Origin of the sequence: Burkholderia sp. GbtcB21, assembly GCF_019091065.1 — a bacterium.
Lineage (GTDB): Bacteria > Pseudomonadota > Gammaproteobacteria > Burkholderiales > Burkholderiaceae > Burkholderia > Burkholderia pyrrocinia_C.
Genome location: NZ_JAGXKA010000008.1, coordinates 154,417 through 181,410, shown reverse-complemented (window position 1 = coordinate 181,410; position 26,994 = coordinate 154,417). Strand labels below are relative to the sequence as shown.

At 65.7% G+C, this 26,994-nt stretch carries 22 protein-coding genes; 9 read left to right on the top strand and 13 right to left on the bottom strand.

From position 1 onward, the window contains the following. Window positions 1-37: 37 nt before the first annotated feature. The 6 genes from nadC to purN form a co-directional block, all read right to left on the bottom strand. Window positions 38-919 (bottom strand): carboxylating nicotinate-nucleotide diphosphorylase, encoded by an 882-nt coding sequence (nadC, locus tag KVT39_RS19750; RefSeq protein WP_034178814.1) that lies wholly within the window; start codon window positions 917-919, stop codon window positions 38-40. Further along, the gene (gene nadA, locus KVT39_RS19745; RefSeq protein ID WP_105390097.1) at window positions 916-2,052 is read right to left on the bottom strand and encodes a quinolinate synthase NadA; all 1,137 of its coding nucleotides are present in this window, start codon (window positions 2,050-2,052) and stop codon (window positions 916-918) included. The genes nadC and nadA overlap by 4 nt, the downstream gene beginning before the upstream one ends. A 351-nt stretch (window positions 2,053-2,403) precedes the next feature. Further along, window positions 2,404-3,600, bottom strand: coding sequence for an acyl-CoA desaturase (locus tag KVT39_RS19740; RefSeq protein ID WP_034178815.1), 1,197 nt, complete (start codon window positions 3,598-3,600; stop codon window positions 2,404-2,406). Window positions 3,601-3,825: 225 nt separating this feature from the next. Then, window positions 3,826-5,208, bottom strand: coding sequence for a mechanosensitive ion channel family protein (locus tag KVT39_RS19735; RefSeq protein ID WP_217590028.1), 1,383 nt, complete (start codon window positions 5,206-5,208; stop codon window positions 3,826-3,828). 18 nt (window positions 5,209-5,226) lie between these two features. Then, a complete protein-coding gene (locus tag KVT39_RS19730) occupies window positions 5,227-6,489 on the bottom strand; it encodes an RsmB/NOP family class I SAM-dependent RNA methyltransferase (protein ID WP_034178817.1) in 1,263 nt (420 codons plus the stop codon). Then, complete coding sequence (purN, locus tag KVT39_RS19725) at window positions 6,486-7,148, bottom strand: phosphoribosylglycinamide formyltransferase (RefSeq protein WP_034178818.1); 663 nt, start codon at window positions 7,146-7,148, stop codon at window positions 6,486-6,488. The genes KVT39_RS19730 and purN overlap by 4 nt, the downstream gene beginning before the upstream one ends. A gap of 122 nt (window positions 7,149-7,270) precedes the next feature. Between purN and KVT39_RS19720 the strand changes: the two genes are divergently transcribed. The 5 genes from KVT39_RS19720 (at window position 7,271) to dut (ending at window position 13,486) form a co-directional block, all read left to right on the top strand. After that, a complete protein-coding gene (locus tag KVT39_RS19720) occupies window positions 7,271-8,263 on the top strand; it encodes a bifunctional riboflavin kinase/FAD synthetase (protein ID WP_034178819.1) in 993 nt (330 codons plus the stop codon). A 101-nt stretch (window positions 8,264-8,364) separates the two neighbouring features. Further along, window positions 8,365-11,202: an isoleucine--tRNA ligase gene (ileS, locus tag KVT39_RS19715; protein WP_217590027.1), complete on the top strand. Its 2,838-nt coding sequence runs from the start codon at window positions 8,365-8,367 to the stop codon at window positions 11,200-11,202. Between the two features lie 2 nt (window positions 11,203-11,204). Beyond that, window positions 11,205-11,705 carry a signal peptidase II gene (gene lspA / locus KVT39_RS19710; RefSeq protein ID WP_034178821.1) on the top strand — a complete coding sequence of 167 codons (501 nt, stop codon included), beginning with the start codon at window positions 11,205-11,207 and terminating at the stop codon, window positions 11,703-11,705. Between the two features lie 67 nt (window positions 11,706-11,772). Beyond that, window positions 11,773-12,984: a bifunctional phosphopantothenoylcysteine decarboxylase/phosphopantothenate--cysteine ligase CoaBC gene (gene coaBC, locus KVT39_RS19705; RefSeq protein WP_175749842.1), complete on the top strand. Its 1,212-nt coding sequence runs from the start codon at window positions 11,773-11,775 to the stop codon at window positions 12,982-12,984. A 55-nt stretch (window positions 12,985-13,039) separates the two neighbouring features. Next, complete coding sequence (gene dut, locus KVT39_RS19700) at window positions 13,040-13,486, top strand: dUTP diphosphatase (RefSeq protein WP_131948614.1); 447 nt, start codon at window positions 13,040-13,042, stop codon at window positions 13,484-13,486. A 50-nt stretch (window positions 13,487-13,536) separates the two neighbouring features. Here dut and KVT39_RS19695 read toward each other — a convergent pair whose 3' ends face one another. The 4 genes from KVT39_RS19695 to clpS all read right to left on the bottom strand — a co-directional run bounded on the left by KVT39_RS19695 (window position 13,537) and on the right by clpS (window position 18,556). Beyond that, window positions 13,537-14,307 carry a membrane protein gene (locus KVT39_RS19695; protein WP_034178824.1) on the bottom strand — a complete coding sequence of 257 codons (771 nt, stop codon included), beginning with the start codon at window positions 14,305-14,307 and terminating at the stop codon, window positions 13,537-13,539. A 154-nt stretch (window positions 14,308-14,461) separates the two neighbouring features. Then, window positions 14,462-15,841: an amino acid permease gene (locus tag KVT39_RS19690; RefSeq protein WP_175749843.1), complete on the bottom strand. Its 1,380-nt coding sequence runs from the start codon at window positions 15,839-15,841 to the stop codon at window positions 14,462-14,464. A gap of 103 nt (window positions 15,842-15,944) precedes the next feature. Beyond that, window positions 15,945-18,245 carry an ATP-dependent Clp protease ATP-binding subunit ClpA gene (gene clpA, locus KVT39_RS19685; protein WP_034178825.1) on the bottom strand — a complete coding sequence of 767 codons (2,301 nt, stop codon included), beginning with the start codon at window positions 18,243-18,245 and terminating at the stop codon, window positions 15,945-15,947. Then, window positions 18,242-18,556: an ATP-dependent Clp protease adapter ClpS gene (gene clpS / locus KVT39_RS19680; protein WP_006398529.1), complete on the bottom strand. Its 315-nt coding sequence runs from the start codon at window positions 18,554-18,556 to the stop codon at window positions 18,242-18,244. Before clpS ends, clpA begins: the two co-directional genes overlap by 4 nt. 543 nt (window positions 18,557-19,099) lie before the next feature. Here clpS and KVT39_RS19675 point away from each other — a divergent pair. Further along, window positions 19,100-19,303 carry a cold-shock protein gene (locus KVT39_RS19675; RefSeq protein WP_006478030.1) on the top strand — a complete coding sequence of 68 codons (204 nt, stop codon included), beginning with the start codon at window positions 19,100-19,102 and terminating at the stop codon, window positions 19,301-19,303. A 182-nt stretch (window positions 19,304-19,485) separates the two neighbouring features. On the opposite strand, the gene KVT39_RS19670 is transcribed toward KVT39_RS19675, so the two are convergent. Further along, window positions 19,486-21,084: a multicopper oxidase family protein gene (locus tag KVT39_RS19670; RefSeq protein WP_105390082.1), complete on the bottom strand. Its 1,599-nt coding sequence runs from the start codon at window positions 21,082-21,084 to the stop codon at window positions 19,486-19,488. A gap of 71 nt (window positions 21,085-21,155) precedes the next feature. On the opposite strand from KVT39_RS19670, the gene KVT39_RS19665 reads away from it, so the two are divergent. After that, complete coding sequence (locus KVT39_RS19665; RefSeq protein ID WP_217590026.1) at window positions 21,156-21,431, top strand: hypothetical protein; 276 nt, start codon at window positions 21,156-21,158, stop codon at window positions 21,429-21,431. A gap of 323 nt (window positions 21,432-21,754) precedes the next feature. Continuing rightward, entirely contained in the window at window positions 21,755-21,979 is a 225-nt protein-coding gene (locus KVT39_RS19660; protein WP_034178827.1) for a hypothetical protein, read from the top strand. Window positions 21,980-22,102: 123 nt separating this feature from the next. On the opposite strand, the gene KVT39_RS19655 is transcribed toward KVT39_RS19660, so the two are convergent. Together KVT39_RS19655 and icd are read right to left on the bottom strand one after the other, a co-directional pair. Beyond that, entirely contained in the window at window positions 22,103-24,331 is a 2,229-nt protein-coding gene (locus KVT39_RS19655; protein ID WP_217590025.1) for an NADP-dependent isocitrate dehydrogenase, read from the bottom strand. A gap of 282 nt (window positions 24,332-24,613) precedes the next feature. After that, window positions 24,614-25,870: an NADP-dependent isocitrate dehydrogenase gene (gene icd / locus KVT39_RS19650; RefSeq protein WP_034178829.1), complete on the bottom strand. Its 1,257-nt coding sequence runs from the start codon at window positions 25,868-25,870 to the stop codon at window positions 24,614-24,616. A 276-nt stretch (window positions 25,871-26,146) separates the two neighbouring features. Here icd and KVT39_RS19645 point away from each other — a divergent pair, with 276 nt between their 5' ends. Next, window positions 26,147-26,725 carry a pseudouridine synthase gene (locus KVT39_RS19645; RefSeq protein ID WP_217590024.1) on the top strand — a complete coding sequence of 193 codons (579 nt, stop codon included), beginning with the start codon at window positions 26,147-26,149 and terminating at the stop codon, window positions 26,723-26,725. Window positions 26,726-26,994: the final 269 nt, after the last annotated feature.

The following is a 26,994-nucleotide window of genomic DNA, read 5'->3' as shown; positions in this document are numbered from 1 at the left end:
TGCCAACGGCTTTTTTGTCTGATCGTATGACACTCGATCAGTCGACGATCCGCATCGAATAATCCGTCGCGCGCACGTCCTTCGTCAGCGCGCCGATCGAGATGCGATCGACGCCCGTCTCCGCGAACGCGCGGACCGTATCGAAATTGACGCCGCCCGACACTTCGAGCACGGCCTTGCCGGCCGCCACACGCACCGCTTCACGCATCATGTCGAGCGTGAAGTTGTCGAGCAGCACCGACTGCGCGCGATGCGCGAGCGCCGTGTCGAGCTGCGCGAGCGTCTCGACCTCGACCTGCACGGGCACGCCCGAATCGAGTGCGAACGCCGCGTCGAGCGCCTCGCCGACACCGCCCGCCGCTGCGATGTGGTTCTCCTTGATCAGGATGCCGTCATACAGCGCGAGACGCTGGTTCTCGCCGCCGCCAACGCGCACCGCGTACTTCTGCGCGAGCCGCAGGCCCGGCAGCGTCTTGCGCGTATCGAGGATCTTCGCGCGCGTGCCTTCGACGCGGTCGACGTAACGGCGCGTCGCGGTCGCGACACCCGACAGCAGTTGCAGGAAGTTCAGCCCGTTACGCTCGGCCGTCAACAGCGCGCGCGCCGGCCCTTCGAGTTCGCAGACGGTCGAATCGGGCGTCATCCGGTCGCCTTCGCGATAGCGCCATTGCACGGTGATCGCCGGATCGATCCGGCCGATCACGGCCTCGAACCACGGCACGCCGCACAGCACGGCTTCCTCGCGCACGATGATGCGCGCGCGACGACGCCCGCCGGCCGGCACGAGCCGCCCGGTCTGGTCACCGGTGCCGACGTCTTCCGCGATCGCATCGGCAACGTTGCGCGCGATCGCGTCGTCGAATGCCGCGCCGTATTGCTCGCGAACGATGTCGTAAAGCGGGGAGACTGCACCGGTCATGCCGCCCCCACGTTCGCAAACAGTTGCTGGTCGCGCTGCAGGTCGCCGCTCGCCTGCACGCGCTTCTTGTGCGCGGCCGCGAAATCGAGCATCCGGTCGATCGGCAGGCGCGCACGTTCGCCGATCGCCGGATCGACGAAGATCTCGTTGTGACCGCGTTCGAGCACGTCGGCGAGGTTCGCGAGGCCGTTCATCGCCATCCACGGGCAGTGCGCGCAGCTCTTGCAGGTCGCACTGTTGCCGGCCGTCGGCGCCGCGATGAAGGTCTTGCCGGGCGCCGCGAGCTGCATCTTGTGCAGGATGCCGAGATCGGTCGCGACGATGAAGCGCGTCGCGTCCAGCTTCACGGCCGCATCGATCAGCTGCGTGGTCGAGCCGACCACATCGGCCTGCGCAACGACGCTTTCCGGCGATTCCGGATGGACGAGCACCTTCGCATCCGGATATTCGGCGCGCAGCAGGTCGAGCTCGATGCCCTTGAACTCGTCGTGGACGAGGCACGAGCCCTGCCACAGCAGCATGTCCGCGCCGGTTTTCTTCTGGATATAACTGCCGAGATGGCGATCGGGCGCCCAGATGATCTTCTCGCCGCGCGCGTGCAGGTCGGCCACGATCTCGAGGCCGATCGACGACGTGACCATCCAGTCCGCGCGGGCCTTCACGGCCGCGCTGGTGTTCGCATAGACGACGACGGTGCGATCGGGATGCGCATCGCAGAACGCCGAGAATTCATCGACCGGGCAGCCGAGGTCGAGCGAACAGGTCGCATCGAGATCGGGCATCAGGATCCGCTTGTTCGGGCTCAGGATCTTCGCGGTTTCACCCATGAAGCGCACGCCGGCGACGACCAGCGTCTGCGCGTCGTGATCGCGGCCGAAGCGGGCCATTTCGAGCGAATCGGCAACGCAGCCGCCGGTTTCGTCGGCGAGTTCCTGCAGCTCGGCATCCACGTAGTAGTGCGCGACCAACACGGCCTTTTCACGCACGAGCAGCGCCTTGATGCGCGCCTTCAGCGCAGCGCGTTCCTCGGGGGACGGTGCATCGGGCACCTTGGCCCATGCCTGCCCCACGCCGCACACGGTCCCTGCTGCGACGGGCCGGTCGTACTCGACGGGTTTGATCGTCGATTGCATCTCCATATCTCCTGTCGGTCCGAGTGAGCGCTTTAGCGCTTACTCGGACCCCATGCTTCGCGGTCGATCAGAGTTAGTGCTTTAGCCCTTACTCTGGTCCCATGCTTCGCGGTCGACCGGAGTTATCGCTTTAGCGCCTACCCCGATCCCATGCTTCGCGGTCAACCAGAATCAGCGCTTCAACACTACTCCGATCCCATCCTCTACGCTCGCCCCGGGGCACCATTGCGCCGCTGCCCCAAGCCTCATACAAATTCGGGCCGATCGCTTCCGTCAAAAAACGGTGGCCCAAATGAAAAAACCCCGCCAACGCGGGGTTTTTGACGTCCTGAGATTCTAATCGATTTCGAATCAGGCGTAGCGACGCAGGCGTGTCGCGAATTCCTGCAGCGCCTTGATGCCGCTTTGTTCTGCGCGATGGCACCAATCCTGCAATTGCGCGAGAAGCTGTTCGCGCGACGCGGTCGAACGATCCCAGATCGCGGCGAGATCCTGGCGCAACTGAAAGTACGTATGCAGCTTCTGGCTGTTCGCGAAGATTTCCGGCAACAGCTTCTTCTGCGGCTCGTCGAGGCCGTCGGCGTCCTTGTGGAACCACTTGCGCGCGCCGCGCATCAACTGGTACTTCTCGCTCGAACCGAGCTCCTTCAGGTGCGCGAGCTCCTGGCGGTACGCACGCTTCACGGCCTTGCCGTAGCGCGCCATCACTTCGTAGCGGTTCGACAGCACGGCCTGCAGCGTTTCCTGGTCCAGCACCGTCTTCGGCTTGTTCAGGCGCGGCGTCGGCGCGACCTTCTTCACCTTCGCGAGACCGAACGCCGACATGATGCGGATGTACATCCAGCCGATGTCGAACTCGTACCACTTGTTCGACAGCTTCGCCGACGTCGCGAACGTGTGGTGGTTGTTGTGCAGTTCTTCGCCGCCGATCACGATGCCCCACGGGAACAGGTTCGTGCTCGCGTCGGCCGAGTTGAAGTTGCGGTAGCCCCAGAAGTGGCCGAAGCCGTTGACGACGCCTGCCGCCCAGAACGGAATCCAGACCATCTGCACGGCCCACACGGTCAGGCCGAGCACGCCGAACAGCGCGACGTCGATCACCATCATCAGGCTGATGCCGAGGATCGGGTACTTCGAGTAGAGATTGCGCTCGATCCAGTCGTTCGGCGTGCCGTGGCTGAACTTGCGCATCGTCTCTTCATTCTTCGCTTCCGCGCGATACAGCTCGGCGCCCTCGAGGAACACCTTCCAGATGCCGCGCGTCTGCGGGCTGTGCGGATCTTCCTCGGTCTCGCACTTCGCATGGTGCTTGCGGTGAATCGCGGCCCACTGGCCGGTCAGCATGCCGGTCGTCATCCACAGCCAGACGCGGAAGAAATGGCTCGCGATCGGATGCAGTTCCAGCGCGCGGTGCGCCTGGCAACGGTGCAGGTAGACCGTCACGCCGATGATCGTGACGTGCGTGACGGCGAGCGCGAACAGCGCGACCTGCCACCACGAAAAATGCAGGAGCCCGTGGGAAAGAAAATCGAGCAGGGAATTCAACAAGGCAGTTACCTGTGATGAGATGAGAGCGATGCCGGCTCGCGCAGGCGTCAGAAAAATGAAAGCATACCGCGAATAGACTTGGATTTTACTTCAACCGTTCCAAGTCTTTGTAAAAAATGAATATTTTCTTGCCCTGGCACAACTGGAACAGTCCACGGGCGGACTTGGAAAGGCCCGCGATCCGGTTCCGACCGCGGGATCGATACGATCGACGACCGACGCACGCTATGCAGCCGACGCGCGCCCGTCCGCCGCACCGTTGCCGGCCGCCGGATCATGCCCCGCCACCGCGCCCGCGGCGGCAAAACCGTCCGGCAGCCCGACGACGCGCACTTCGCGCTGCGGAAACGGAATCGAAATCCCGTGCTCGTTGAACAGCCGCCAGATGTTGCGGTTCACGGCCGAGCGCACGCCCGACGTGCCTTTCGCCGAATCCTCGATCCAGAAACCGAGCTCCAGGTCGATCCCGTCCGCGCCGAAGCTCACCAGATAAGGGGTCGGCGCCGGCTCCGCCAGCACGCGCGGCACGTCCTTCGCGGCGTCGGCGAGCAGCACGAGCGCGTGCTCGACATCGCTCGTGTACGCGACCTGCACCGCGACCTTCGCATAACCGCGCGTCAGGTACGACGACTGGTTCTGCACGACGTCGGTGATCAGCTTCTCGTTCGGGATCAGCGTCTCGTTGCCGTCGAGGCCGCGCACGACCGTGTAGCGTGTGCGGATCTGCGTGACGACGCCCTGCAGCCCGCCGACGCTGATCGCGTCGCCGAGCCGCAGCGAGCGGTCGAGCAGGATGATGAAGCCCGACACGTAGTTGCTCGCGATCTTCTGCAACCCGAAGCCGAGGCCGACACCGACCGCGCCGCCGAATACGCCGAGCACCGTCACGTCGATGCCGACCAGCGACAGCCCGATCAGGATCGCCGCGAACACGAGCAGCGCGCGGCCGACCCGCGACAGCACGACCTTCAGGTTCGCATCGAGCGTGCTCGCGCGCGTCAGGCGATCCTCGAGCACCGAGCCGAGCCACATCGCGACCATCAGTGTCACGCAGACCCACAGCGCGCCGGAGATCAGCGACAGCAGCGTGAGGTGCGCATTGGCGACCCGGAACTGCACGCTGTCGAGCCAGCCGAGCACGTCGTGCTGGATGCCGAGCACGGTCAGCACCATCGCGGCCCACACGACGGTCGACACGATCTTCTCGACGATCGACAGCCACGCATGCGTGTGGCCGTCGCGCGCGAACACGCGCCGCGCGAAGAAGAACAGCACGTAGATCAGCCCGATGCCGAACAACGGCACGAGCGCGAGCGACAGCAGCGCCGTCGACATGAACGGGTCGAACGCAAGCTGCGCGACGCCCACGAAGATGCCGCCGAACAACGGAAACAACGCGCGCTTCAGGCTATGCGCACCCGCGCCGGGCGCGCGTCCGGCCGCCCGCCGGCGCGCATCGATCCGGCCGTGCACGAAGCGTGCGGCCACCCACGCGAAACACAGCGCGCCGACGAGGATCGCCGCCTGCCAGATCATCACCGGCTGGTGAAAGTCGCGAATTACCGATGCCAGCCGGTGCGACAGCAGGCGGCTCTGCAGATTCTCCATCGTCCGTCCGTGCCGCCGTTACTGCGCGCGCCGCTCGAGCACCGCGGCGAAGAAGCCGTCGGTCGCGTGACGGTGCGGCCACAACGACAGGTAGTCGCCCGTCTCGAGTTCGATGCGCTGGTCGGCCAGCACCTTCTGCGCAGGCACCAGCACGAACTCGGGATGGTCGGCCAGGAACTGCTCGACGATGCGCTCGTTCTCGGCGTCGAGCACGCTGCAGGTCGCGTAGACGAGCCGGCCGCCCTTCTTCACGAGGCGCGCGGCGCTCGCGAGGATCGACGCCTGCTTCGGTGTCAATTCGTCGATCGACGTGCGCGACTGGCGCCACTTCAGGTCCGGATTGCGGCGCAGCGTGCCGAGGCCGCTGCACGGCGCGTCGACCAGTACGCGGTCGATCTTGCCGGCGAGCCGCTTGATCTTCGCGTCGTGCTCGCTGTCGATCAGCACGGGGTTCACGTTCGACAGCCCGCTGCGCGCGAGGCGCGGCTTCAGCTTCGCGAGGCGCTTTTCCGACACGTCGAACGCATAGAGGCGCCCGGTCGAGCGCATCATCGCGCCCAGCGCGAGCGTCTTGCCGCCCGCACCCGCGCAGAAATCGACGACCATCTCGCCGCGGCGCGGCGCGACCAGCGAGCACAGCAACTGGCTGCCTTCGTCCTGCACCTCGATCTCGCCTTCCTCGAACAGCTTCAGGCGCGTCAGCGCCGGCTTGCCGACCACGCGCACGCCGAACGGCGCGAACGGCGTCGCACCCGCATCGATGCCGTTTGCGCGCAGCGCGTCGATCACCTGGTCGCGGGTCGCCTTCTGCGCGTTGGCGCGCAGGTCGAGCGGCGCCGGGTAGTTCAGCGCGGCGGCGAGCTGCGCGAGCTCATCGGCGTCGAATCGGGCCGACAGCGCCTGGTGGATCCAGTCCGGCAGGTTCGTGCGCACGCGCACCGGCAGGCTCGCGGGATCGATCTTCGACACGTGCTCGAGCCATGCGGACTCGGTGTCGGACAAAAACGGCTTCAGCGCATTGCGGCCGGCCGTCTGCATCAGGCCGAGCAGCGTGAGGCGCCGCGCGGGCGTGCCCGTGCCGCTCTCGGCGAGATGCGAAAACTCCATCTTCCGGCGCAGCACCGCGAACACGGCCTCGGCGATCACGCCGCGCTCGGCATGCCCGAGCTTCGGGTGCGCGCGGAAGAACCGGCTCGTCGTCGCGTCGGCGGGGCCGGCGAACTTCAGCACCTCGGCCAGCAAAGTCTCGGTCTGGCCGATCAGGAATCCGTGCAGCTTCATACGCCCTCACTCGTTTCGGTATGCGGTTGATCCGCGAAAATCCAGCGCGCCTCTTCCGGCGCCACCACTGCCCGGCCGTTCTCGAGGCGCAAACGCCCGTCGACGAACCAGCGCACCGCGCGCGGATACAGCACATGCTCGACCGTCAGCACGCGCCGCGCGAGCGCGGCCGCGTCGTCGCCCGCGCGCACCGGCACCGCGCCCTGCGCGACGATCGCGCCGCTGTCGAGCTCGGGAATCACGAAGTGCACGCTCGCGCCGTGCAGCGCGACACCCGCGTCGAGCGCCTGCTGGTGCGTGTGGATGCCCTTGAAGCTCGGCAGCAGCGACGGGTGGATGTTCAGCAGCCGGCCTTCGTATCGTCTGACGAATGCCGGCGTGAGGATGCGCATGAAGCCCGCGAGGATCACGAGATCGGGGGCAAAGCGGTCGATCTCGGCGGCGAGCGCCGCGTCGAAGCTGTCGCGGCCGTCGAACGACCGATGGTCGACCACCGCGGTCGCCACTCCGTGCGACGCGGCAAAAGCCAGGCCGGCCGCATCGGGCCGGTTGGCGATCACGGCAGCAACCTCGGCCGGCCAGCGTTCCTGCGCGCACGCGCGAACGATGGCCTCCATGTTGCTGCCGCGACCGGAAATCAGGATCACGAGTTTTTTCATCCGCGAATTTTACCATTCGCCCCCGCGTTTCCCGCCTTCTCGGCCGCCGGCCCGCCCGAACGTTTATAATCTTCTGCTTTGCGGCATCCCACCGCCCATCCCCCGACGCTGCATCCGCTATCGTGAAAGTCTTCCGCGGCCTGCCCAACGCCGAGAGCCGCGCCCCGTGCGCGCTGACGATCGGCAACTTCGACGGTGTCCATCGCGGCCACCAGGCCCTGCTCGCGCGCGTGCGCGCGGCAGCGGACGCGCGCGGCCTGCCCGTGTGCGTGATGACTTTCGAGCCGCACCCGCGCGAATTCTTCAACCCGGCCGGCGCGCCGCCGCGCATCGCGATGCTGCGCGACAAGCTCGAGGCGCTGCGCGAGCACGGCGTCGACCGCGTGGTCGTCGAGCACTTCAACCACACGTTCGCGAGCCAGTCGCCGCAGGCGTTCGTCGAGCGCACGCTGGTGAACGGGCTGCACACGCGCTGGATGATGGTCGGCGACGATTTCTGCTACGGCGCGAAACGCGCGGGCACCTTCGACACGCTGAAGGCGGCCGGCGAGCAATACGGTTTCGAAGTCGAGCAGATGGGCACGGTGGCCGGCAGCGACGGCACGCGCATCTCGAGTTCGGGCGTGCGCGCCGCGCTCGCGGCCGGCGATCTCGACGCAGCCGCGCAGGCGCTCGGCCACGGTTATGCGATCAGCGGCCACGTCGCGCACGGGCTGAAGCTCGGCCGCGACCTCGGCTTCCCGACGCTGAACCTGCCGATCGCGCACAAGCGGCCGGCGCTCGCAGGCATCTTCGTCGTGCAGGTGCACGGCCTCGGCCCCGACCCGCTGCCGGGCGTCGCGAGCCTCGGCCTGCGCCCGACCGTCGACGATTCGGGCCGCGTGCTGCTCGAAGTCCACCTGCTCGACTGGCACGGCGATGCGTACGGCAAGCTCATCCGCGTCGAATTCCTGAAGAAGCTGCGCGACGAAGCGAAATTCGACGATCTCGAGGCGCTGTCGCGCGCGATCGCACTGGACGTCGCGAATGCGCGCGCGTATTTCATCGAGCGCGATCGTGCGCCGGGCAGCCGCGCAACGGGCTTCTCGACGTCGGCAACCGACCGAATTAGCTGATCCGGACGGCGGCGCCCCGCGCCGCACCCACGCGCCGCCCAGTCGCGCGCATACCCGATTCACGACGCACGAGCGTCCCCCGATTTGATAGCGATCCCATCATGAGCAACAAGAAAGCCGATTCGAAACCGCAGGCCAAGTATCCGGTCAACCTGCTCGACACGCCGTTCCCGATGCGCGGCGACCTGCCCAAGCGCGAGCCGCAATGGGTCAAGGAATGGGAAGAGCGCGGCATCTACGACAAGATCCGCGCGGCCAGCCAGGGCCGGCCGAAGTTCATCCTGCACGACGGCCCGCCGTATGCGAACGGCGACATCCACCTCGGCCACGCCGTCAACAAGATCCTGAAGGACATCGTCGTCAAGTCGCGCAACATGGCCGGCTTCGACGCGCCGTACGTGCCGGGCTGGGATTGCCACGGGATGCCGATCGAGATCCAGATCGAGAAGCAGTTCGGCAAGTCGCTGCCGGCGGCCGAAGTGATGAGCAAGGCGCGCGCGTACGCGACCGAGCAGATCGAGAAGCAGAAGGTCGGCTTCAAGCGCCTCGGCGTGCTCGGCGACTGGGCCAACCCGTACAAGACGATGAACTTCGTCAACGAGGCGGAAGAGCTCCGCGCGCTCGGCAAGATCATCGAGAAGGGTTATGTGTATCGCGGGCTGAAGCCGGTGAACTGGTGCTTCGACTGCGGCTCGGCGCTCGCCGAAGCGGAAGTCGAGTACAAGGACCGCACCGATCCGACGATCGACGTGATGTTCGCGTTCGCGGAACCGGAAAAGACCGCACAGGCGTTCGGCCTGCCGGCACTGCCGCGCGCCGAAGGCGGCATCGTGATCTGGACCACCACGCCGTGGACGATTCCCGCGAACCAGGCGCTGAACCTCCATCCGGAAATCGTCTACGCGCTGGTCGACACCGAGCGCGGGCTGCTGATCATCGCGGAAGAGCGCGTCGCCGCGTGCATGGAAGAGTTCAAGCTGACGGGCCGCGTCGTCGCGACCACGCCGGGCGTGAAGCTCGCGAACCTGCGCTTCCATCACCCGCTCGCACCGGCCCACCCCGGCTACAAGCGCACCGCGCCCGTCTACCTCGGCGACTACGTGACGACCGACACGGGTACCGGTGTCGTGCACTCGTCGCCCGCGTACGGCATCGAGGACTTCATGTCCTGCAAGGCGCACGGGATGACCGATTCGGACTTCATCAACCCGGTGATGGGCGACGGTCGTTATATCGAATCGCTGCCGCTGTTCGGCGGCCTGTCGATCTGGGATGCGAACCCGAAGATCGTCGAAGCGCTGAACGCGGCCGGCTCGCTGCTGCGCAGCGAGAAGTACACGCACAGCTACATGCACTGCTGGCGCCACAAGACGCCGATCATCTATCGCGCGACGTCGCAATGGTTCGCCGGCATGGACGTCACGCCGCGTGCCGGCGGCAAGACGCTGCGCGAAACGGCGCTCGAAGGCGTCGATGCGACCGCGTTCTACCCGTCGTGGGGCAAGCAGCGCCTGTTCAGCATGATCGCGAACCGTCCCGACTGGACGCTGTCGCGCCAGCGCCAGTGGGGCGTGCCGATGGCGTTCTTCGTGCACAAGGAAACCGGCGAGCTGCACCCGCGCACGCTCGAACTGCTCGAGGAAGTCGCGAAACGTGTCGAGCAGTCGGGCATCGAGGCGTGGCAGACGCTCGATCCGCGCGAGCTGATCGGCGACGACGCGAACCTGTACGAAAAGAACCGCGACACGCTCGACGTGTGGTTCGACTCGGGCACGACGCACTGGCACGTGCTGCGCGGCTCGCACAAGGATCAACTGCAGTTCCCGGCCGACCTGTACCTCGAGGGCTCGGACCAGCATCGCGGCTGGTTCCACTCGTCGCTGCTGACCGCGTCGATGATCGACGGCCGCGCACCGTACAAGGGCCTGCTCACGCACGGCTTCACGGTCGACGGCGAAGGCCGCAAGATGAGCAAGTCGCTCGGCAACGGCGTCGACCCGCATGAAGTCGCGAACCGCCTCGGCGCGGAAATCATCCGCCTGTGGATCGCGTCGACCGACTATTCGGGCGAGCTCGCGATCTCCGAGGAAATCCTGAAGCGCGTGACCGAAGGCTATCGCCGCATCCGCAACACGCTGCGCTTCCTGCTCGCGAACCTGTCGGACTTCGACTACGCGCAACACGCGGTGCCGGTCGGCGAATGGCTCGAGATCGACCGTTATGCGGTCGCGTTCTCGGCGCAACTGCAGACGGAACTCCTCGGCCACTACGAGAAGTACGAATTCCACCCGGTTGTCGCGAAGCTGCAGACGTACTGCTCGGAAGATCTCGGCGGCTTCTACCTCGACGTGCTGAAGGATCGCCTGTACACAAGCGCGGCCGATTCGCGCGCACGCCGCTCCGCGCAGACGGCGCTGTACCACCTGACGCACGGCCTGCTGCGTGTGCTCGCGCCGTTCCTGTCGTTCACGGCGGAAGAGGCATGGAAGGTGTTCCAGCCGGCCAGCGACACGATCTTCACGGAAACCTACTACGCGTATCCGGAAGTCGCCGGCTCGGCCGCGCTGATCGACAAGTGGGCGCTGCTGCGCGACGTGCGCAGCAACGTGACGAAGGCGCTCGAGGAAGCGCGCACCGCGAACCGCATCGGTTCGTCGCTGCAGGCCGAAGTGGCCGTGCACGCGAGCGGCGCGCGCTACGACGCGCTCACGAGCCTCGGCGAAGACCTGAAGTTCGTGCTGATCACGTCGGCCGCGACGGTCGTCAAGGTCGATGACGAAGCGCAGGAAAGCGTCGACGTGGCCGCGTCGAAGTACCAGAAGTGCGAACGCTGCTGGCACTACCGCGAAGATGTCGGCGCGCACGCCGATCATCCGACGCTGTGCGGCCGCTGCTTCTCGAACCTCTTTGAAAACGGCGAAATCCGGAGCGTTGCTTAACTATGGCGAAAACCCTGTCGAAACCGGCCAGCGGCGCGCTTGCGCCCTGGCTCGGCATTTCGCTGATCGTGATCCTGTTCGATCAACTGTCGAAGATCGCGATCCTGAAAACGTTCGCGTACGGCGCGCAGCATGCGCTGACGTCGTTCTTCAACCTCGTGCTGGTGTACAACCGCGGCGCCGCGTTCGGCTTCCTGTCGACCGCGGGCGGCTGGCAGCGCTGGGCGTTCACAGCGCTCGGGATCGGTGCGACGCTCGTGATCTGCTTCCTGCTGAAACGCCACGGCCACCAGCGGCTGTTCAGCCTGTCGCTCGCGCTGATCCTCGGCGGCGCACTCGGCAACGTGATCGACCGGCTCGTCTACGGTCACGTGATCGACTTCCTCGATTTCCACCTCGGCGCCTGGCACTTCCCGGCGTTCAACCTCGCCGATTCCGCGATCACGGTCGGCGCGGTGCTGCTGATCTACGACGAACTGCGTCGCGTGCGCGGCTCGCGCTAAGCGCGCATACTCGGCGTCGACGGCCGGCCTCGCGCCGGCCGTCCCGTTTGACCCTTGGAGGCCTGAGTTGGCACACGCAGAACTCGCAGGAAAACACCTCGTTCTCGGCCTGACGGGCGGTATCGCCTGCTACAAGATCGCCGAGCTCACGCGGCTGCTCACCAAGGCCGGCGCGACCGTGCAGGTCGCGATGACCGAAGCCGCCACGCAGTTCATCACGCCCGTCACGATGCAGGCGCTGTCGGGCCGGCCCGTCTATACGAGCCAGTGGGACACGCGCATCGACAACAACATGGCGCACATCGACCTGTCGCGCGAAGCCGACGCGATCGTGATCGCGCCCGCGTCGACGGATTTCCTCGCGAAGCTCGCGCACGGGTTCGCGGACGACCTGCTGTCGACGCTGTGCGTCGCGCGCGATTGTCCGCTGCTCGTCGTTCCCGCGATGAACCGCCAGATGTGGCAAAACCCGGCCACGCAGCGCAACGTCGCGCAACTGCGCGCGGACGGCGTGTCGGTGCTCGGCCCGGATTCGGGTGCGCAGGCGTGCGGCGAAGTCGGCGACGGCCGCATGCTCGAACCCGACGCGATCTATGAAGCGATCGTCGCGCACTTCGCGCCGAAGGTGCTCGCGCACCGGCGCGTGCTGATCACGGCCGGGCCGACGTTCGAACCGCTCGACCCCGTGCGCGGCCTCACGAACCGCTCGAGCGGCAAGATGGGCTTCGCGCTCGCGCGCGCCGCGCAGCAGGCCGGCGCCGACGTGCATCTCGTCGCGGGGCCGGTCGCGCTCGACACGCCGTGGGGCGTGACCCGCCAGGACGTGCAGACCGCACAGCAGATGTACGACGCGGTGATGCAAGCGGTCGCCGATGCCGACATCTTCATCGCGGTGGCCGCGGTCGCCGACTGGCGCGTCGACCAGCCCGCCGAACACAAGATGAAGAAGACGGCCGACCGCAAGATGCCGGCGCTCGCGTTCGTCGAGAACCCCGACATCCTCGCGTCGGTCGCCGCGCTGCCCGATCCGCCGTTCTGCGTCGGGTTCGCGGCCGAAAGCGGCGACCTCGACGTGCACGGCGACGAGAAACGCAAGCGCAAGAACGTGCCGCTGCTGGTCGGCAACCTCGGCCCGCTGACGTTCGGCCGCGACGACAACGAAGTCGTGCTGTTCGAAGCCGCCGGCCTCACGCGCCTGCCGCGCGCGCCGAAGGACGAACTCGCGCATGCGCTCGTCGCGGAAATCGCGAAGCGCCTGCCCGACAACCGCCTGATCTGATCTCCCGCGCGGCGGCCCGCGCCGCCGCGCCCTTCCCGACCGATTCGACGACCGCATGAAACTCGACCTGAAAATTCTCGACGCGCGCATGCGCGACTACCTGCCCGCCTATGCGACCGCCGGCAGCGCGGGCCTCGACCTGCGCGCGTGCCTCGACGCGCCGGTCACGCTGCAGCCGGGCGAAACCACGCTCGTGCCGACCGGCCTCGCGATCCACCTCGCCGACCCAGGCTATGCGGCGCTGATCCTGCCGCGCTCGGGCCTCGGCCACAAGCACGGGATCGTGCTCGGCAACCTCGTCGGCCTGATCGACTCCGACTACCAGGGCCAGTTGATGGTCTCGACGTGGAATCGCGGCCAGACCGAGTTCGTGCTGAACCCGTTCGAACGGCTCGCGCAGCTCGTGATCGTGCCGGTCGTGCAGGCGCAGTTCAACATCGTCGACGATTTCGCGGAAAGCGATCGCGGCGCAGGCGGCTTCGGCAGCACCGGCCGTCACTGAACGACGCGACACACAAAAAAGGGCCGCGAGGCCCTTTTTTTCGTTCGCCGTCATTCGCCGGCCGGCTGCGCGATCCGCGCGGGTACCGGTTCGCGCCGCCGCGCCTGCGCGACGCCCGCATAGATCACCATCGCGACCAGCACGCCGAGCAGCACGGCCGACGAACCGACCGTACCGAGCGCGAGGCCGCCCTTCGCGACCGGCTTCGTCAGCAGGTCGCCGACCGTCGCGCCGAACGGGCGCGTGAGCACGAACGCGGCCCAGAACAGCAGCACGCCGGAAATCCGCGTGAAATAGTGCGCGAGCACGATCACTGCTAGCAGCCCGCCGATCAGCAGCGCGCCGCCGCCGAAACCGAGGCCCGAGCTGTCCGCGAGGAAATCGCCGAGCGCGGTGCCGAGCGTGTTCGAGAACAGGATCGCGATCCAGTACAGCAGTTCGACCTTGCGCGTGCGGATCAGGTCGACCGACAGCGATTCGCCGCTGAGCCGCCAGACTGCGAAGATCGCCAGCAGGATCGCGACGAGGATCGACGAGCCGGCCGCATAACCGAGGCCGAGCGTGCGGTCCATGAAGTCGGACATCGTCGTGCCGGCCGTGCTCGTCGCGACGATCACGGCCCAGTAGACCGCCGGGCGATAGCGCGTCGTCTTGAGCTGCGCGCCCAGCGTCACGAGAAAGAAGCCGAACAGCAGGACCGAGCTCACCGCATAACCGACGTTCAGCGTCATCGACAGCAAATCGCCGCCGGTTTCGCCGAGCGTCGTCGCGCAGATCTTCATGATCCAGAACGCAAGCGTGATTTCGGGAAGTTTGTTCATTCGAACCCCTTTTGCAGGAACGCGGCGAGCCGGCGCGTGCCGGCCCGCGTCGCAGACAGGATCGAATGTAGTCGCCGTCGGCTTAACGGAACCTTAGCGAATGTGAAGAGCGGGATGGTCGGCGGGCGCGGTCGTCGTGACCGCGTCGGCGCCGTCAGCGTGCGTGCTGGTGCCGGTAGTGCAGCGCATACGCGAGCGTCAGCAGCACGACGAACACGACGCCGACCACCATCGTCATCCGGAATTCGCGCGTGAACGCGGTCGTGAACAGGATCGCCGCGACGAGCCCCGCGCCGAGCAGGCTGCCGAACGGGTGACCCCACATCCGGAACGCGAGCGCGGGGCCGCGATACCGCAAACGGAAGCGCAGATGCGTGACGAAGATCATCAGCCACGTGAACAGCGCGCCGAACATCGCGATCGCCATCATCACGGTGAACGCCGTGTCGGGCGCCAGCGCGACCAGCACGGCCGCCACCGCGACGCCGCTCGTCGAGATCCACAGCGCCGCACGCGGCACGCCGTTCGTGCCGAGCCGGCCGAATACCGCGGGCGCGAGCCGCGCGCGCGACAGGCTGAACATCATCCGCGTCGTCACGTAGAGCTGGCTGTTCATCGCCGACAGCGCCGCGATCAGCAGCACGAAGTTGATCACGCCCGCCGCGTACGGTACGTGCGTCGCGGCCATCACCTTCACGAACGGGCTTTCGTCGGTGCCGGCCTGCGTCCACGGCACGATCGCGAGCATCAGAGACAGCGTCAGCAGGTAGAACAGCACGAGCCGGAACACCGTCGAGCGGAACGCGCGCGTGACCGCGTGCTGCGGATCGCGCGCTTCGCCGGCCGCGATCGCGACGGCCTCGATGCTCATGTAGCTGAAGATCGCGACGATCACGGCGACCCAGGTGCCCCACGGCCCCTTCGGCATGAAGCCGTCGTGCGCGGTGTAGTTCGCGAAACCGATGCCCGATGCGGCCGGCGCCGACCACACGAAATACGCGCCGAGCACGATGAACACGACGATCGCCGCGATCTTCAGCAGCGAGAACGCATACTCGACCGAGCCGTACAGCGTGACGCTCGCGAGGTTCACGGCGATCAGCAGCGCGGAGAAGCCGATCACCCAGTACCAGCCGGGCACGGCCGGAAACCAGTACTTCATGAACACGGCGATCGCGCTGATTTCGGTGCCGATCGCGAACACGACCGCGAACCAGTACGCATAGCGCACCAGAAAGCCCGCGAGCGGGCCGACGTAGTGTTCGGCATACGCACCGAACGAGCCGGCCGTCGGATGCGCGACGGTCATTTCCGCGAGCGCGCCCATCAGCAGCAGCGCGATCAGCGCGCCGATCGCATACGAAACCAGCACGCTCGGGCCGGCGAGCCCAATCGCGAACCCGCTGCCGAGGAACAGCCCCGTGCCGATCGCGCCGCCGATCGCGATCATCGCCATTTGCCCCGACGTCAGCGCGTGGCGCAACCCTTGTTCGCGCGCGACGATGTTGTCGAACGATCGTTGTTGTTGTGTCACTGCGTTACCACTCCCCTGCACCACCATTGCGCCGCCGGCGCCGGATAAAACGAAACGGCGCGGAGAACTTCCCGCGCCGTTCGCATGAACAACGAATTATCGCTTACTCGACTTCGACCGTCTCTTCGTTCGGCTTGTGCGGCGGATTCGCCAGCTTGTCGAACGACAACTGCACCTTGTCGTTTTCGTCGACGTCGACGGTCACGTGACCGCCGTTGACGAGCTTGCCGAACAGCAGCTCGTCGGCCAGCGCGCGACGGATCGTGTCCTGGATCAGCCGCTGCATCGGCCGCGCGCCCATCAGCGGGTCGAAGCCGTGCTTCGCGAGATGCTTGCGCAACGCGTCGGTGAAGAGCGCGTCGACCTTCTTCTCGTGCAGCTGTTCCTCGAGCTGGATCAGGAACTTGTCGACCACGCGCATGATGATTTCCTCATCGAGCGAGCGGAAGCTGATGATCGAATCCAGGCGGTTGCGGAACTCCGGCGTGAACAGGCGCTTGATGTCGGTCATCTCGTCGCCCGTTTCGCGGCGCGTCGTGAAGCCGATCGTCGCCTTCTGCATCGACTCGGCGCCCGCGTTCGTCGTCATGATGATGATGACGTTGCGGAAATCCGCCTTGCGGCCGTTGTTGTCCGTCAGCGTGCCGTGGTCCATCACCTGCAGCAGCACGTTGTAGATGTCCGGATGCGCCTTCTCGATTTCGTCGAGCAGCAGCACGCAATGCGGCTTCTTCGTGACGGCTTCGGTCAGCAGCCCGCCCTGGTCGAACCCGACATAGCCCGGCGGCGCGCCGATCAGGCGGCTCACCGCATGACGCTCCATATACTCCGACATGTCGAAGCGGATCAGCTCGATGCCGAGCGTGAACGCGAGCTGGCGCGCCACTTCGGTCTTGCCGACGCCCGTCGGGCCGGAAAACAGGAACGCGCCGATCGGCTTGTCCATCTTGCCGAGGCCCGCGCGCGCCATCTTGATCGATGCCGCCAGCGCGTCGATCGCCGGATCCTGGCCGAACACGACGCTCTTCAGGTCGCGGTCGAGCGTCTGCAGCTTGCTGCGATCGTCCTGCGACACGCTCTGCGGCGGCACGCGCGCGATCTTCGAGATGATTTCCTCGATCTCGCTCTTGCCGATCGTCTTCTTCTGCTTCGACTTCGGCAGGATGCGCTGCGCGGCGCCCGCTTCGTCGATCACGTCAATCGCCTTGTCCGGCAGGTGACGGTCGGTGATGAAGCGCGCCGACAGTTCGGCCGCGGCCGACAGCGCACCCGACGAATACTTGACGCCGTGATGCTCCTCGAAGCGCGACTTCAGCCCGCGCAGGATCGCGACCGTCTGCTCGACGGTCGGCTCGCTCACGTCGACCTTCTGGAAGCGCCGCGACAGCGCCGCATCCTTCTCGAAGATGCCGCGATACTCGGTGAACGTGGTCGCGCCGATGCACTTGAGCGTGCCCGACGACAGCGCCGGCTTCAGCAGGTTCGACGCATCGAGCGTGCCGCCCGACGCGGCGCCCGCGCCGATCAGCGTATGGATCTCGTCGATGAACAGGATCGCGTGCGGGCGCTCCTTCAGTTCCTTCAGCACCGTCTTCAGGCGCTGCTCGAAATCGCCGCGATACTTGGTGCCCGCGAGCAACGCGCCCATGTCGAGCGAATAAACCTGCGCATTCGCGAGGATGTCGGGCACTTCGCCGCGCGTGATGCGATAGGCGAGCCCTTCCGCGATCGCGGTCTTGCCGACGCCGGCCTCGCCGACGAGCAGCGGATTGTTCTTGCGGCGGCGGCACAGCACCTGCACGACGCGCTCGACCTCGGGCTCGCGCCCGATCAGCGGATCGATGCGGCCGTCCTTCGCCATCTGGTTCAGGTTCTGCGTGAACTGCGCGAGCGGCGTTTCCTTCTGCGCATTCGCGTCTTCGCTTTCCGCGTTCGCATCGGTCGACTTCGCGGCCTCGCCGCTGTTCGTCTTCGCGATGCCGTGCGAAATGAAGTTCACGACGTCGAGGCGCGTGACGCCCTGCTGCTGCAGGTAGTACACGGCGTGCGAATCCTTCTCGCCGAAGATCGCGACCAGCACGTTCGCGCCGGTCACTTCCTTCTTGCCGTTCGACGTCGACTGCACGTGCATGATCGCGCGCTGGATCACGCGCTGGAAACCGAGCGTCGGTTGCGTATCGACGTCGTCGGTGCCCGGGACGGTAGGCGTGTTGTCGTGGATGAAATTGCGCAGGTTCTGACGCAGGTCCTCGATGTTTGCCGCGCACGCGCGCAACACCTCGGCTGCCGTCGGATTATCCAGCAGGGCCAGCAGCAGATGCTCGACCGTAATGAACTCATGGCGCGCCTGGCGTGCTTCCATGAACGCCATGTGCAGGCTGACTTCCAATTCCTGGGCAATCATGCTTCCTCCATCACGCACTGCAGCGGATGCCCGGCCTGCCGCGCATGGGTAACGACTTGCTCAACCTTGGTCGACGCGATGTCCCGCGTATAGACCCCACAAACTCCTCGCCCTTCGCGATGGACCTTCAGCATGATCTGCGTGGCCGTCTCGCGATCCTTCTTGAAATACTCCTGGACGACCATCACGACGAATTCCATCGGCGTGAAGTCGTCGTTCAGCAGCACCACCTTGTACATCGAAGGCGGCTTGAGCTTCTGCTGCTTGCGTTCCAGGACGGTACTGTCCTGCTTGTCCGGGATAATCGCCATACACCCATTCTAAACAACTCGGACAGGCCCGCAATCCTGCCATTACCCGACCGACCGGCCGGCGCCCTCCCCGGTATCCCGGAACACGCGATCTTCTTCGTGCCATACGAAAGCCGGCTGCGGTGCCGGCTTTCACGCGTGGCGCGGAACACGAACCGTCAGGGGAACCGCACCGGAACGTCGTATCCGCATCCAGTATCCCACAAGCCGGGACGACTCGAACGCGTGTCACTCGAGCCTGGTATATGAGCCGATTATGCGGCTTTTCAAGTCCTCGCGCTTGGCCGCATGCTGCGAAGCAAAGCCGGAAAAACCCTGAAAATGGGTTCTTTACAACGGCCCTCCAACCGTCTAAAAATTCCACTTGACACTCCAATAAAGAGCGCCAACAATCAAGCTGGCACTTTTTTCATATCGCCGGTTGGTGAAATGAAAGAGGCCGAGGTGAGCTTGTGAGGGGGGAACGGCTGCATTTTCCGGTCGTTTAGCTTTTCGAGCGTGCTCGTGGTAAGTAGCAGCGACTGTGTGACAGGGGAAGTAGGTATGGCAACTGGTATCGTTAAGTGGTTCAACGACGCGAAGGGCTTCGGTTTCATCACTCCCGACGAGGGCGGTGAGGATCTGTTTGCGCACTTCTCGGCTATCACCATGAATGGCTTCAAGACGCTGAAGGAAGGCCAGAAGGTGAGCTTTGACGTCGTTCAAGGACCGAAGGGCAAGCAAGCGTCGAACATCCAGGCCGCATAAAGGCATCGGATATCGGACGAAGAAACCCGGCGCATTGCGCCGGGTTTCTTTTTTTTCAGGCCGGCCAATCGATAATCGATTGGCCGGCCTTTTCGTTCAATCCCGGTAATTGAACATTCATTGTCTTGTCACGCATGCAGATCGAATACCGATCCGGCATGTGAAACACATTCACCGTTTCGTTACACGACCTTCAGCGTGCCCATCATGCCGAGATCCTCGTGTTCGAGAATGTGGCAATGAAACATGCGCTCGCCGGGCATGTCTTGCGTGACGAGAATCGTCACGGTTTCGCCGCTGCGCACATTCACGGTATCGCGCCATGCGCGGAACGGTTCGCTCGTGCGCGAGCCGCCCGACGCGCGCTCGATCACCTGGAACTGCGTGCCGTGCAGGTGGAACGGGTGATCCATGTCGGTGGTATTGCGAATCTCCCACCGCTCGACGTCGCCGCGGCGGCTCGTCAGCGTCGCGCGGTGCGGCGTGTAGGTGTCGCCGTTGATCGTGAAGCGCATGCCTGCCGGGCGGCCGTGCGCCGCGCCCTTCATCATCGCGTCCATGTCCATTTCCTCGCCGAACGCGACCGTCTTGTGCGCAACCGGTTCGCCCAGCGGCGGCACCGCGCGCAGCACGGCGGGCAGCGCGCGCGCCGCGGCGGGCGCAAACGCGACATCGGCCAGCGCCAGCGCCGGATCGGGCGGCAGGCTGCCGTGGCCGTCGTCGTGCGACATCGCCATCTTGCGCCGGTCGTATTCGGCCGCCTGCAGCACCGCGCGCGACGCACGATCGCCGGCGCGCACCAGCAACTCCGCGCGCTCGCCCGGCGCAATCAGCAGCGACGTCACGCGGCGCGGCGCGTCGAACAGCCCGCCGTCGGTGCCCGCATGCTCGAACGCACGGCCGTCGTCGAACGCGACGCGCAGGTAGCGCGCGCTGCACGCATTCCATACCCGCCAGCGCTCGTCGCCGGCGACGTCGATCCGCGGCCGGCGTGCGCCGTTGACCAGCACGAACTGACCTTCACGGCCGTTCATCCAGTCCATCATGTCGTTCGGTGCAATCGTGCCGTCACGCGCAAGCTTCAGGTCCGACACGAACAGGTTGCGCTCGGGCCAGCCGGCGAGCGGATCGTCCGCGGCGCGCACGACGAACGGGCCGGCCAGCCCGCGAAACACCTGCTCGGCCGTCATCATGTGCGGATGCGGGTGGTACCAGTAGGTGCCGGCGCTACCCTTCGGCAACGTGAAGCGGTACACGCGCGACGCGCCGGGCGCGACCGGATCGGACGGATTGCCGTCCTGGTCGGGCGGCACGGGCAGCCCGTGCCAGTGGATCGTCGACGGCTGCGGCAGTTTGTTCACGAACTTGATCTCGACCGTATCGCCCTCGCGCACGTCGATCAGCGGGCCGACGACGGGGCCCTGCGTGCCCGCGCCGAACTGCCAGAAGGCGGTCGGCCGCGCACCGTGCAGCATCGGCCGCGCAACGGGCTGCGCCACCAGCGTGGCCCGGAACGTGCCGGGCTCGCGGCTTTCGTTCGCAAGCGTGCGCAACGCCGCGAGCGGCGCGCCGGCCGGCAGCGCGTCGGCGGCCGCGAGCGCGGCCGGCGCGGGCTTGCCGTGCTGCGCGTGCCCCGACATCCCTGACATGCCGGGCATGTCGTCCATCGAATCCATGCCGGCCATGCCCTCATGACCGGCATGCTGCGCCCACGCGGTGCGCGCGAACAGCGACGCGGCCGCGACACCGATGGCGCGCGACAGGAAAGTTCTCCGTATCATCAATCGTTCCTCGTTATCCATGCTGCGTCGCGCGGCAGCCGCGACGCCCGCGCCGGCCGGCTCGAATGCCGATGCGCGACGCGAAACCTGATGCCCGCGTCATCATAACCGCGAGCCCCATCGAAACGCGCCGCCGCCGGTCGGGCGGCAATACGCCGCAGCGCGCGATGGTGCCGCACCGAATTCGATACGCATCGACCGGCATCATCGAGCAGCGCTGTACACCGGTTCACCGGCAACCGCCGCCGCCACTCATCCGCTCCAATTGCGGACTCCCGGCCACCGCTTGGCGCCTGTCGTTCGTCCCTGCATTGGCGCTCGTCGCGTCATCCCCCGCGAACCCGTAAATATTTCATGATGTGGAACAAGTCTCTGCGTTGTAAAAATTCTTGGTGCAGGGCACAAATTTCCTGTTTCGCGATGCCAAAAAACGTTCCGCAATACAAAACGACAGAAATAACGCAATGTTTTTAAAAGGGAATTTTTGTTTCGAGAAGCTGTTCTACACGCACCATCCGAGCGGGTCGCGGACGTAGACTTTGTTCCATGCACTGACGCTTCGCCACGACGTTCGATACGGAACCCGGCGCAAGCAGCCAGTCGGGCCATAGCCGGCCGAGCCGGCAGGCGGCACAACAGAATCGCTTGTGATCAGAAAGGGAGAACGGAAATGAAGGGATTTCGCTTTGGTTCAGCGCTCGGGTCGTTCTACATCCTGCCGGGTAACGGCGGCTGGGAAGCGACGTTCGGCAACGCCCTGCTCGGCGCGTTCTCGTGCCCCGAAGTGGCAGCCGACCACATCTCCCGCGGCGACTGCCCGCAACTGTCCGACATGGACACGGCGACGCTCGAAGTGCCGCACGAAATCGCCGAGTGGGAAATCGTTCACGTCTGAATGGCTAGCCTGCAACGAAAAACGCCCCGGGCGTCCGGGGCGTTTTTCTTTTGCGTAGAGCGGCGGACGGTGAAACCCGCCGCGCCGACTCCTGCATCGGCCCGCGCGATTGCGCGGCCGGCGTCAGGCGACCGCGTCGACGATGCCGTTCAGCGTCGCGCTCGGGCGCATCGCCTGGCTCGTCAGATCGACGTTCGGACGGTAGTAGCCGCCGATGGCCTGCGGCTTGCCCTGCGCGGCCGCCAGTTCTTCCAGGATGCGCGCTTCGCTGCCGGACAGCGCCTTCGCCACGCCTTCGAACTGCGCCTTCAGCGCGGCGTCCTCGGTCTGCTCGGCGAGCGCCTGCGCCCAGTACAGGCACAGGTAGAAGTGGCTGCCGCGGTTGTCGAGGCCGCCGACCTTGCGCGCCGGCGACTTGTTCTCGTCCAGGAACTTGCCGGTCGCCTGGTCGAGCGTCTTCGCGAGCACGACCGCCTTCGGATTCTGGTACGCGTGGCCGAGGTGTTCGAGCGATGCAGCCAGCGCGAGGAATTCGCCGAGCGAATCCCAGCGCAGGAAGCCTTCCTCGACGAACTGCTGCACGTGCTTCGGCGCGGAACCGCCCGCACCCGTCTCGAACATCCCGCCACCGGCCATCAGCGGCACGATCGACAGCATCTTCGCGCTGGTGCCGAGCTCCATGATCGGGAACAGGTCGGTCAGGTAGTCGCGCAGCACGTTGCCGGTGACCGAGATCGTGTCCTTGCCCGCGCGGATGCGCTCGAGCGAGAAGCGGGTCGCGTCCTCCGGCGTCATGATGCGGATGTCGAGGCCGTTCGTGTCGTGATCCTTCAGGTAGCGTTCGACCTTCGCGATGATCTGCGCATCGTGCGCGCGCGCCGGATCGAGCCAGAACACGGCCGGTACGCCGGTTGCCCGCGCGCGGTTCACCGCGAGCTTGACCCAGTCCTGCACCGGCGCGTCCTTCGTCTGGCACATGCGCCAGATGTCGCCCGACTCGACCGCGTGCTCGAGCAGCACGTTGCCGGCTTCATCGGTGACGCGCACGACGCCGTCCGACGGGATCTGGAACGTCTTGTCGTGCGAACCGTATTCTTCGGCCGCCTGCGCCATCAGGCCGACGTTCGGCACGCTGCCCATCGTGACCGGATCGAATGCGCCGTGCTGCTTGCAGTCCTCGATCACGGCCTGGTAGACGCCCGCGTAGCAGCGGTCCGGAATCACGGCCTTCGCATCGTACAGCTCGCCGTCCGGGCCCCACATGCAGCCCGACTCGCGGATCATCGCCGGCATCGATGCGTCGACGATCACGTCGCTCGGCACGTGCAGGTTCGTGATGCCCTTGTCCGAGTTGACCATCGCGAGGCGCGGGCGCACCGCATATTCGGCCTTGATGTCGGCTTCGATCGCTTCGCGCGTGTCGGCCGGCAGGTCCTTCAGGCGCGCGTACAGATCGCCGATCCCGTTGTTCTGGTTGAAACCGATCTGCGCCAGCACGTCCGCGTGCTTCGCGAGCGCGTCGCGGTAGAACACCGACACGAAATGGCCGAACAGGATCGGATCGGAGACCTTCATCATGGTCGCCTTCAGGTGCACCGAGAACAGCACGCCCTGCGCCTTCGCATCGGCGATCTGCGCTTCGATGAAGCTGCGCAGCGCGTTGCGGCTCATCACCGATGCATCGATGACTTCACCGGCCTTCACGGCGGTCTTTTCCTTCAGCACCTTCTTCGCGCCGTCGGTCGTCGTGAGTTCGATCTTCACGCTGCCGGCATCGGCGATCAGCGCCGACTTCTCGCTGCCGTAGAAGTCGCCTTCGCTCATGTGCGCGACGTGCGCCTTCGACGTGGCCTGCCACGCACCCATCTTGTGCGGATGCTTGCGTGCGTAGTTCTTGACCGACAGCGGCGCGCGGCGGTCGGAGTTGCCTTCGCGCAGCACCGGGTTCACCGCGCTGCCCTTGATCTTGTCGTAGCGGGCCTTGACGGCCTTTTCCTCGTCGGTCGACGGGTCTTCCGGATAGGCCGGCAGCTTGTAGCCCTGCGCCTGCAGTTCGGCGATCGCGGCCTTGAGCTGCGGCACCGACGCGCTGATGTTCGGCAGCTTGATGATGTTCGCTTCCGGCTTCAGCGTGAGCTGGCCCAGCTCGGCCAGATCGTCGGAACCCTTCTGCTCCGGCGGCAGGACGTCTGCGAATGCCGCGATGATGCGGCCGGCGAGCGAGATGTCGCGCGTTTCGACGGCGACGCCGGACGAACGCGTGAAGGCCTTGACGATCGGCAGCAGCGAATAGGTCGCGAGCGCGGGCGCTTCGTCGGTGAGGGTGTAGATGATCTTGGGCGAAGTGGACATGGTCGATGCGTTGCTACGTGAATATTGGAACTGAAGAACGCCGGCGGTAACCGGCGGAGGGGCGACCGGATCGGTCACGAATGGGGCCGCGCCGGCTCAGCCGGGCGGTGGTATTGCGAGGGCCGTCATGTTCTACCTTGCAGGGCATCCGGGCCGCATCGCGGCGCCGCGGCCCGCATGCCGGACCACCCTGCCAACAAACCTGCCATCCACGAAACGCCCCGGCGCCGGCAGTAGGCGCCGGGGCGGCCGGAAACGCTCCGGCCCACCCCGGAAGGGGACTTACATGTTCTCGATCAGCACTTCGCCGAAGCCCGAGCACGACACCTGCGTCGCGCCTTCCATCAGGCGCGCGAAGTCGTACGTGACGCGCTTCTGCAGGATCGACTTCTCCATCGACGCGATGATCGTGTCGGCCGCTTCCGTCCAGCCGAGATGGCGCAGCATCATTTCCGCCGACAGGATCTCGGAACCCGGGTTCACGTAATCCTTGCCCGCGTACTTCGGCGCGGTACCGTGCGTCGCCTCGAACATCGCGACCGAATCCGACAGGTTCGCGCCCGGCGCGATCCCGATGCCGCCGACCTGCGCGGCCAGCGCGTCGGAGATATAGTCGCCGTTCAGGTTCAGCGTCGCGATCACGTCGTATTCGGCCGGACGCAGCAGGATCTGCTGCAGGAACGCGTCGGCGATCGAATCCTTGATCACGATCTCGTTGCCCGTCTTCGGGTTCTTCACGCGCATCCACGGGCCGCCGTCGATCAGCTCGCCGCCGAATTCCTTCTGTGCGAGCGCATAGCCGGCGTCACGGAACAGGCCTTCCGTGAACTTCATGATGTTGCCCTTGTGCACCAGCGTGACCGACTTGCGATCGTTGTCGATCGCATACTGGATCGCCTTGCGCACGAGGCGCTCGGTGCCTTCGGTCGACACGGGCTTGACGCCGATCCCCGAGGTTTCCGGGAAACGGATCTTCTTCACGCCCATCTCGTCCTGCAGGAACTTGATCACCTTCTTCGCCTGCTCGGAGCCCGCGGCCCATTCGATGCCCGCGTAGATGTCTTCCGAGTTCTCGCGGAAGATCACCATGTCGATCTTTTGCGGCTCGCGCACCGGCGACGGCACGCCCTTGAAATACTGGACCGGACGCAGGCACACGTACAGGTCGAGTTCCTGGCGCAGCGCGACGTTCAGCGAACGGATGCCGCCGCCGACCGGGGTCGTGAGCGGCCCCTTGATCGACACCACGTATTCCTTCAGCACCTGCAGCGTTTCGTCCGGGAGCCACACGTCCGGCCCGTACACCTTCGTCGCCTTCTCGCCCGCGAAAATCTCCATCCAGTGGATCTTGCGCTTGCCCTTGTAGGCATGCGCGACCGCCGCATCGACGACCTTGATCATGACCGGCGTGATATCGAAGCCCGTACCGTCGCCTTCGATATAGGGAATGATCGGCTGATCGGAAACGTTGAGCGAGAAGTCCTTGTTGACGGTGATCTTGTCACCGCCTTCCGGAACCTTGATGTGCTGATACGGCATGATCGACTCCAGTGACGTGGCTGAGCAGGTGATGCTGGTCGAAGCTGCGCGCGCGGCGGGGGCGCGGCATGGCCACCCCGTGACGGCAACAGCGAGCCGCTATTCTAGCGCCCCAACCGGGCACTTCGGCATGAAGCGCGGCACTGCGTATCAAGACCTCACTTATGTCTTATATAAGACAGAGGACTTGCCGTTCCGTATTATGCATTAAGATTCCGCCATTTGCCATAGACCGCCCTGCCCGCTTCCCGCGGCCCGCCGGGCGGGCGCCCCGCCATGAACCTGATCGCCCTCAACAAGCCGTTCGGCACAATTTGCCAGTTTTCCGCGCACGAGACGCGGCCGTCGCTCGGCGACTGGGTAAAAACGCCCGGTGTCTATGCGGCCGGCCGGCTCGACGCGGACAGCGAGGGTTTGCTGCTGCTCACCGACGACGGCGCGCTGCAGGCGCGCATCGCGGAGCCGCGCCACAAGCTAGTCAAGCGCTACTGGGCGCAGGTCGAAGGTGCGCCCGGCCTCGCCGACCTGAAAGCGCTCGCGCGCGGCGTCGATCTTGGCGACTACGTGACGCGCCCGTGCCGCGCCGAATTCATCGAGCCGCCCGACGCGCTGTGGCCGCGCAACCCGCCGATCCGCTACCGCGCCGCGATCCCGACCACGTGGATCGAGCTCGCGATCACCGAAGGCAAGAATCGACAGGTGCGCCGGATGACGGCGGCCGTCGGCTTCCCGACGTTGCGTCTGGTGCGCGTCGGCATCGGCGCGCTGGATATATTCGCGCTCGGCATTGCACCAGGCGAAACAATCGCACTGCCGCCGCGCGCGCCGTGGGACGGTTTCGCGCCCGCCGGATGACGGATTCGGGACGCACGATTTTTTTCGTCGTCTTTTTCGTCAACCACCTGCAAAGATCGCGCGTTAAACCACGCAGATGCCACTCTGAGCTATCCGGTATCGGCAGCCGAACGTGTTTGCGTCACGAAAGCGACGTCTTTTTCGAATACGATTCGGCGCCCGCAGCGCAATGAGAAATTTCTCGAAGCGTCTGTCAACCGAAAGGTGGATGGCACCGTTAGACGTCATGACTCCTATGCCGGGTCATTTGGTTAATTAACTAAAGCTGA

Coding starts and splice junctions, on each gene's coding strand:
- purN (WP_034178818.1), bottom strand. CDS start 7,148: ATGAAAAAACTCGTGATCCTGATTTCCGGTCGCGGCAGCAACATGGAG.
- clpS (WP_006398529.1), bottom strand. CDS start 18,556: ATGGCGATTATCCCGGACAAGCAGGACAGTACCGTCCTGGAACGCAAG.
- clpA (WP_034178825.1), bottom strand. CDS start 18,245: ATGATTGCCCAGGAATTGGAAGTCAGCCTGCACATGGCGTTCATGGAA.
- ileS (WP_217590027.1), top strand. CDS start 8,365: ATGAGCAACAAGAAAGCCGATTCGAAACCGCAGGCCAAGTATCCGGTC.
- KVT39_RS19655 (WP_217590025.1), bottom strand. CDS start 24,331: ATGTCCACTTCGCCCAAGATCATCTACACCCTCACCGACGAAGCGCCC.
- KVT39_RS19645 (WP_217590024.1), top strand. CDS start 26,147: ATGAACCTGATCGCCCTCAACAAGCCGTTCGGCACAATTTGCCAGTTT.
- KVT39_RS19675 (WP_006478030.1), top strand. CDS start 19,100: ATGGCAACTGGTATCGTTAAGTGGTTCAACGACGCGAAGGGCTTCGGT.
- KVT39_RS19665 (WP_217590026.1), top strand. CDS start 21,156: ATGCGCGACGCGAAACCTGATGCCCGCGTCATCATAACCGCGAGCCCC.
- nadC (WP_034178814.1), bottom strand. CDS start 919: ATGACCGGTGCAGTCTCCCCGCTTTACGACATCGTTCGCGAGCAATAC.
- icd (WP_034178829.1), bottom strand. CDS start 25,870: ATGCCGTATCAGCACATCAAGGTTCCGGAAGGCGGTGACAAGATCACC.
- dut (WP_131948614.1), top strand. CDS start 13,040: ATGAAACTCGACCTGAAAATTCTCGACGCGCGCATGCGCGACTACCTG.
- lspA (WP_034178821.1), top strand. CDS start 11,205: ATGGCGAAAACCCTGTCGAAACCGGCCAGCGGCGCGCTTGCGCCCTGG.
- KVT39_RS19735 (WP_217590028.1), bottom strand. CDS start 5,208: ATGGAGAATCTGCAGAGCCGCCTGCTGTCGCACCGGCTGGCATCGGTA.
- nadA (WP_105390097.1), bottom strand. CDS start 2,052: ATGCAATCGACGATCAAACCCGTCGAGTACGACCGGCCCGTCGCAGCA.
- KVT39_RS19670 (WP_105390082.1), bottom strand. CDS start 21,084: ATGATACGGAGAACTTTCCTGTCGCGCGCCATCGGTGTCGCGGCCGCG.
- KVT39_RS19695 (WP_034178824.1), bottom strand. CDS start 14,307: ATGAACAAACTTCCCGAAATCACGCTTGCGTTCTGGATCATGAAGATC.
- KVT39_RS19660 (WP_034178827.1), top strand. CDS start 21,755: ATGAAGGGATTTCGCTTTGGTTCAGCGCTCGGGTCGTTCTACATCCTG.
- KVT39_RS19730 (WP_034178817.1), bottom strand. CDS start 6,489: ATGAAGCTGCACGGATTCCTGATCGGCCAGACCGAGACTTTGCTGGCC.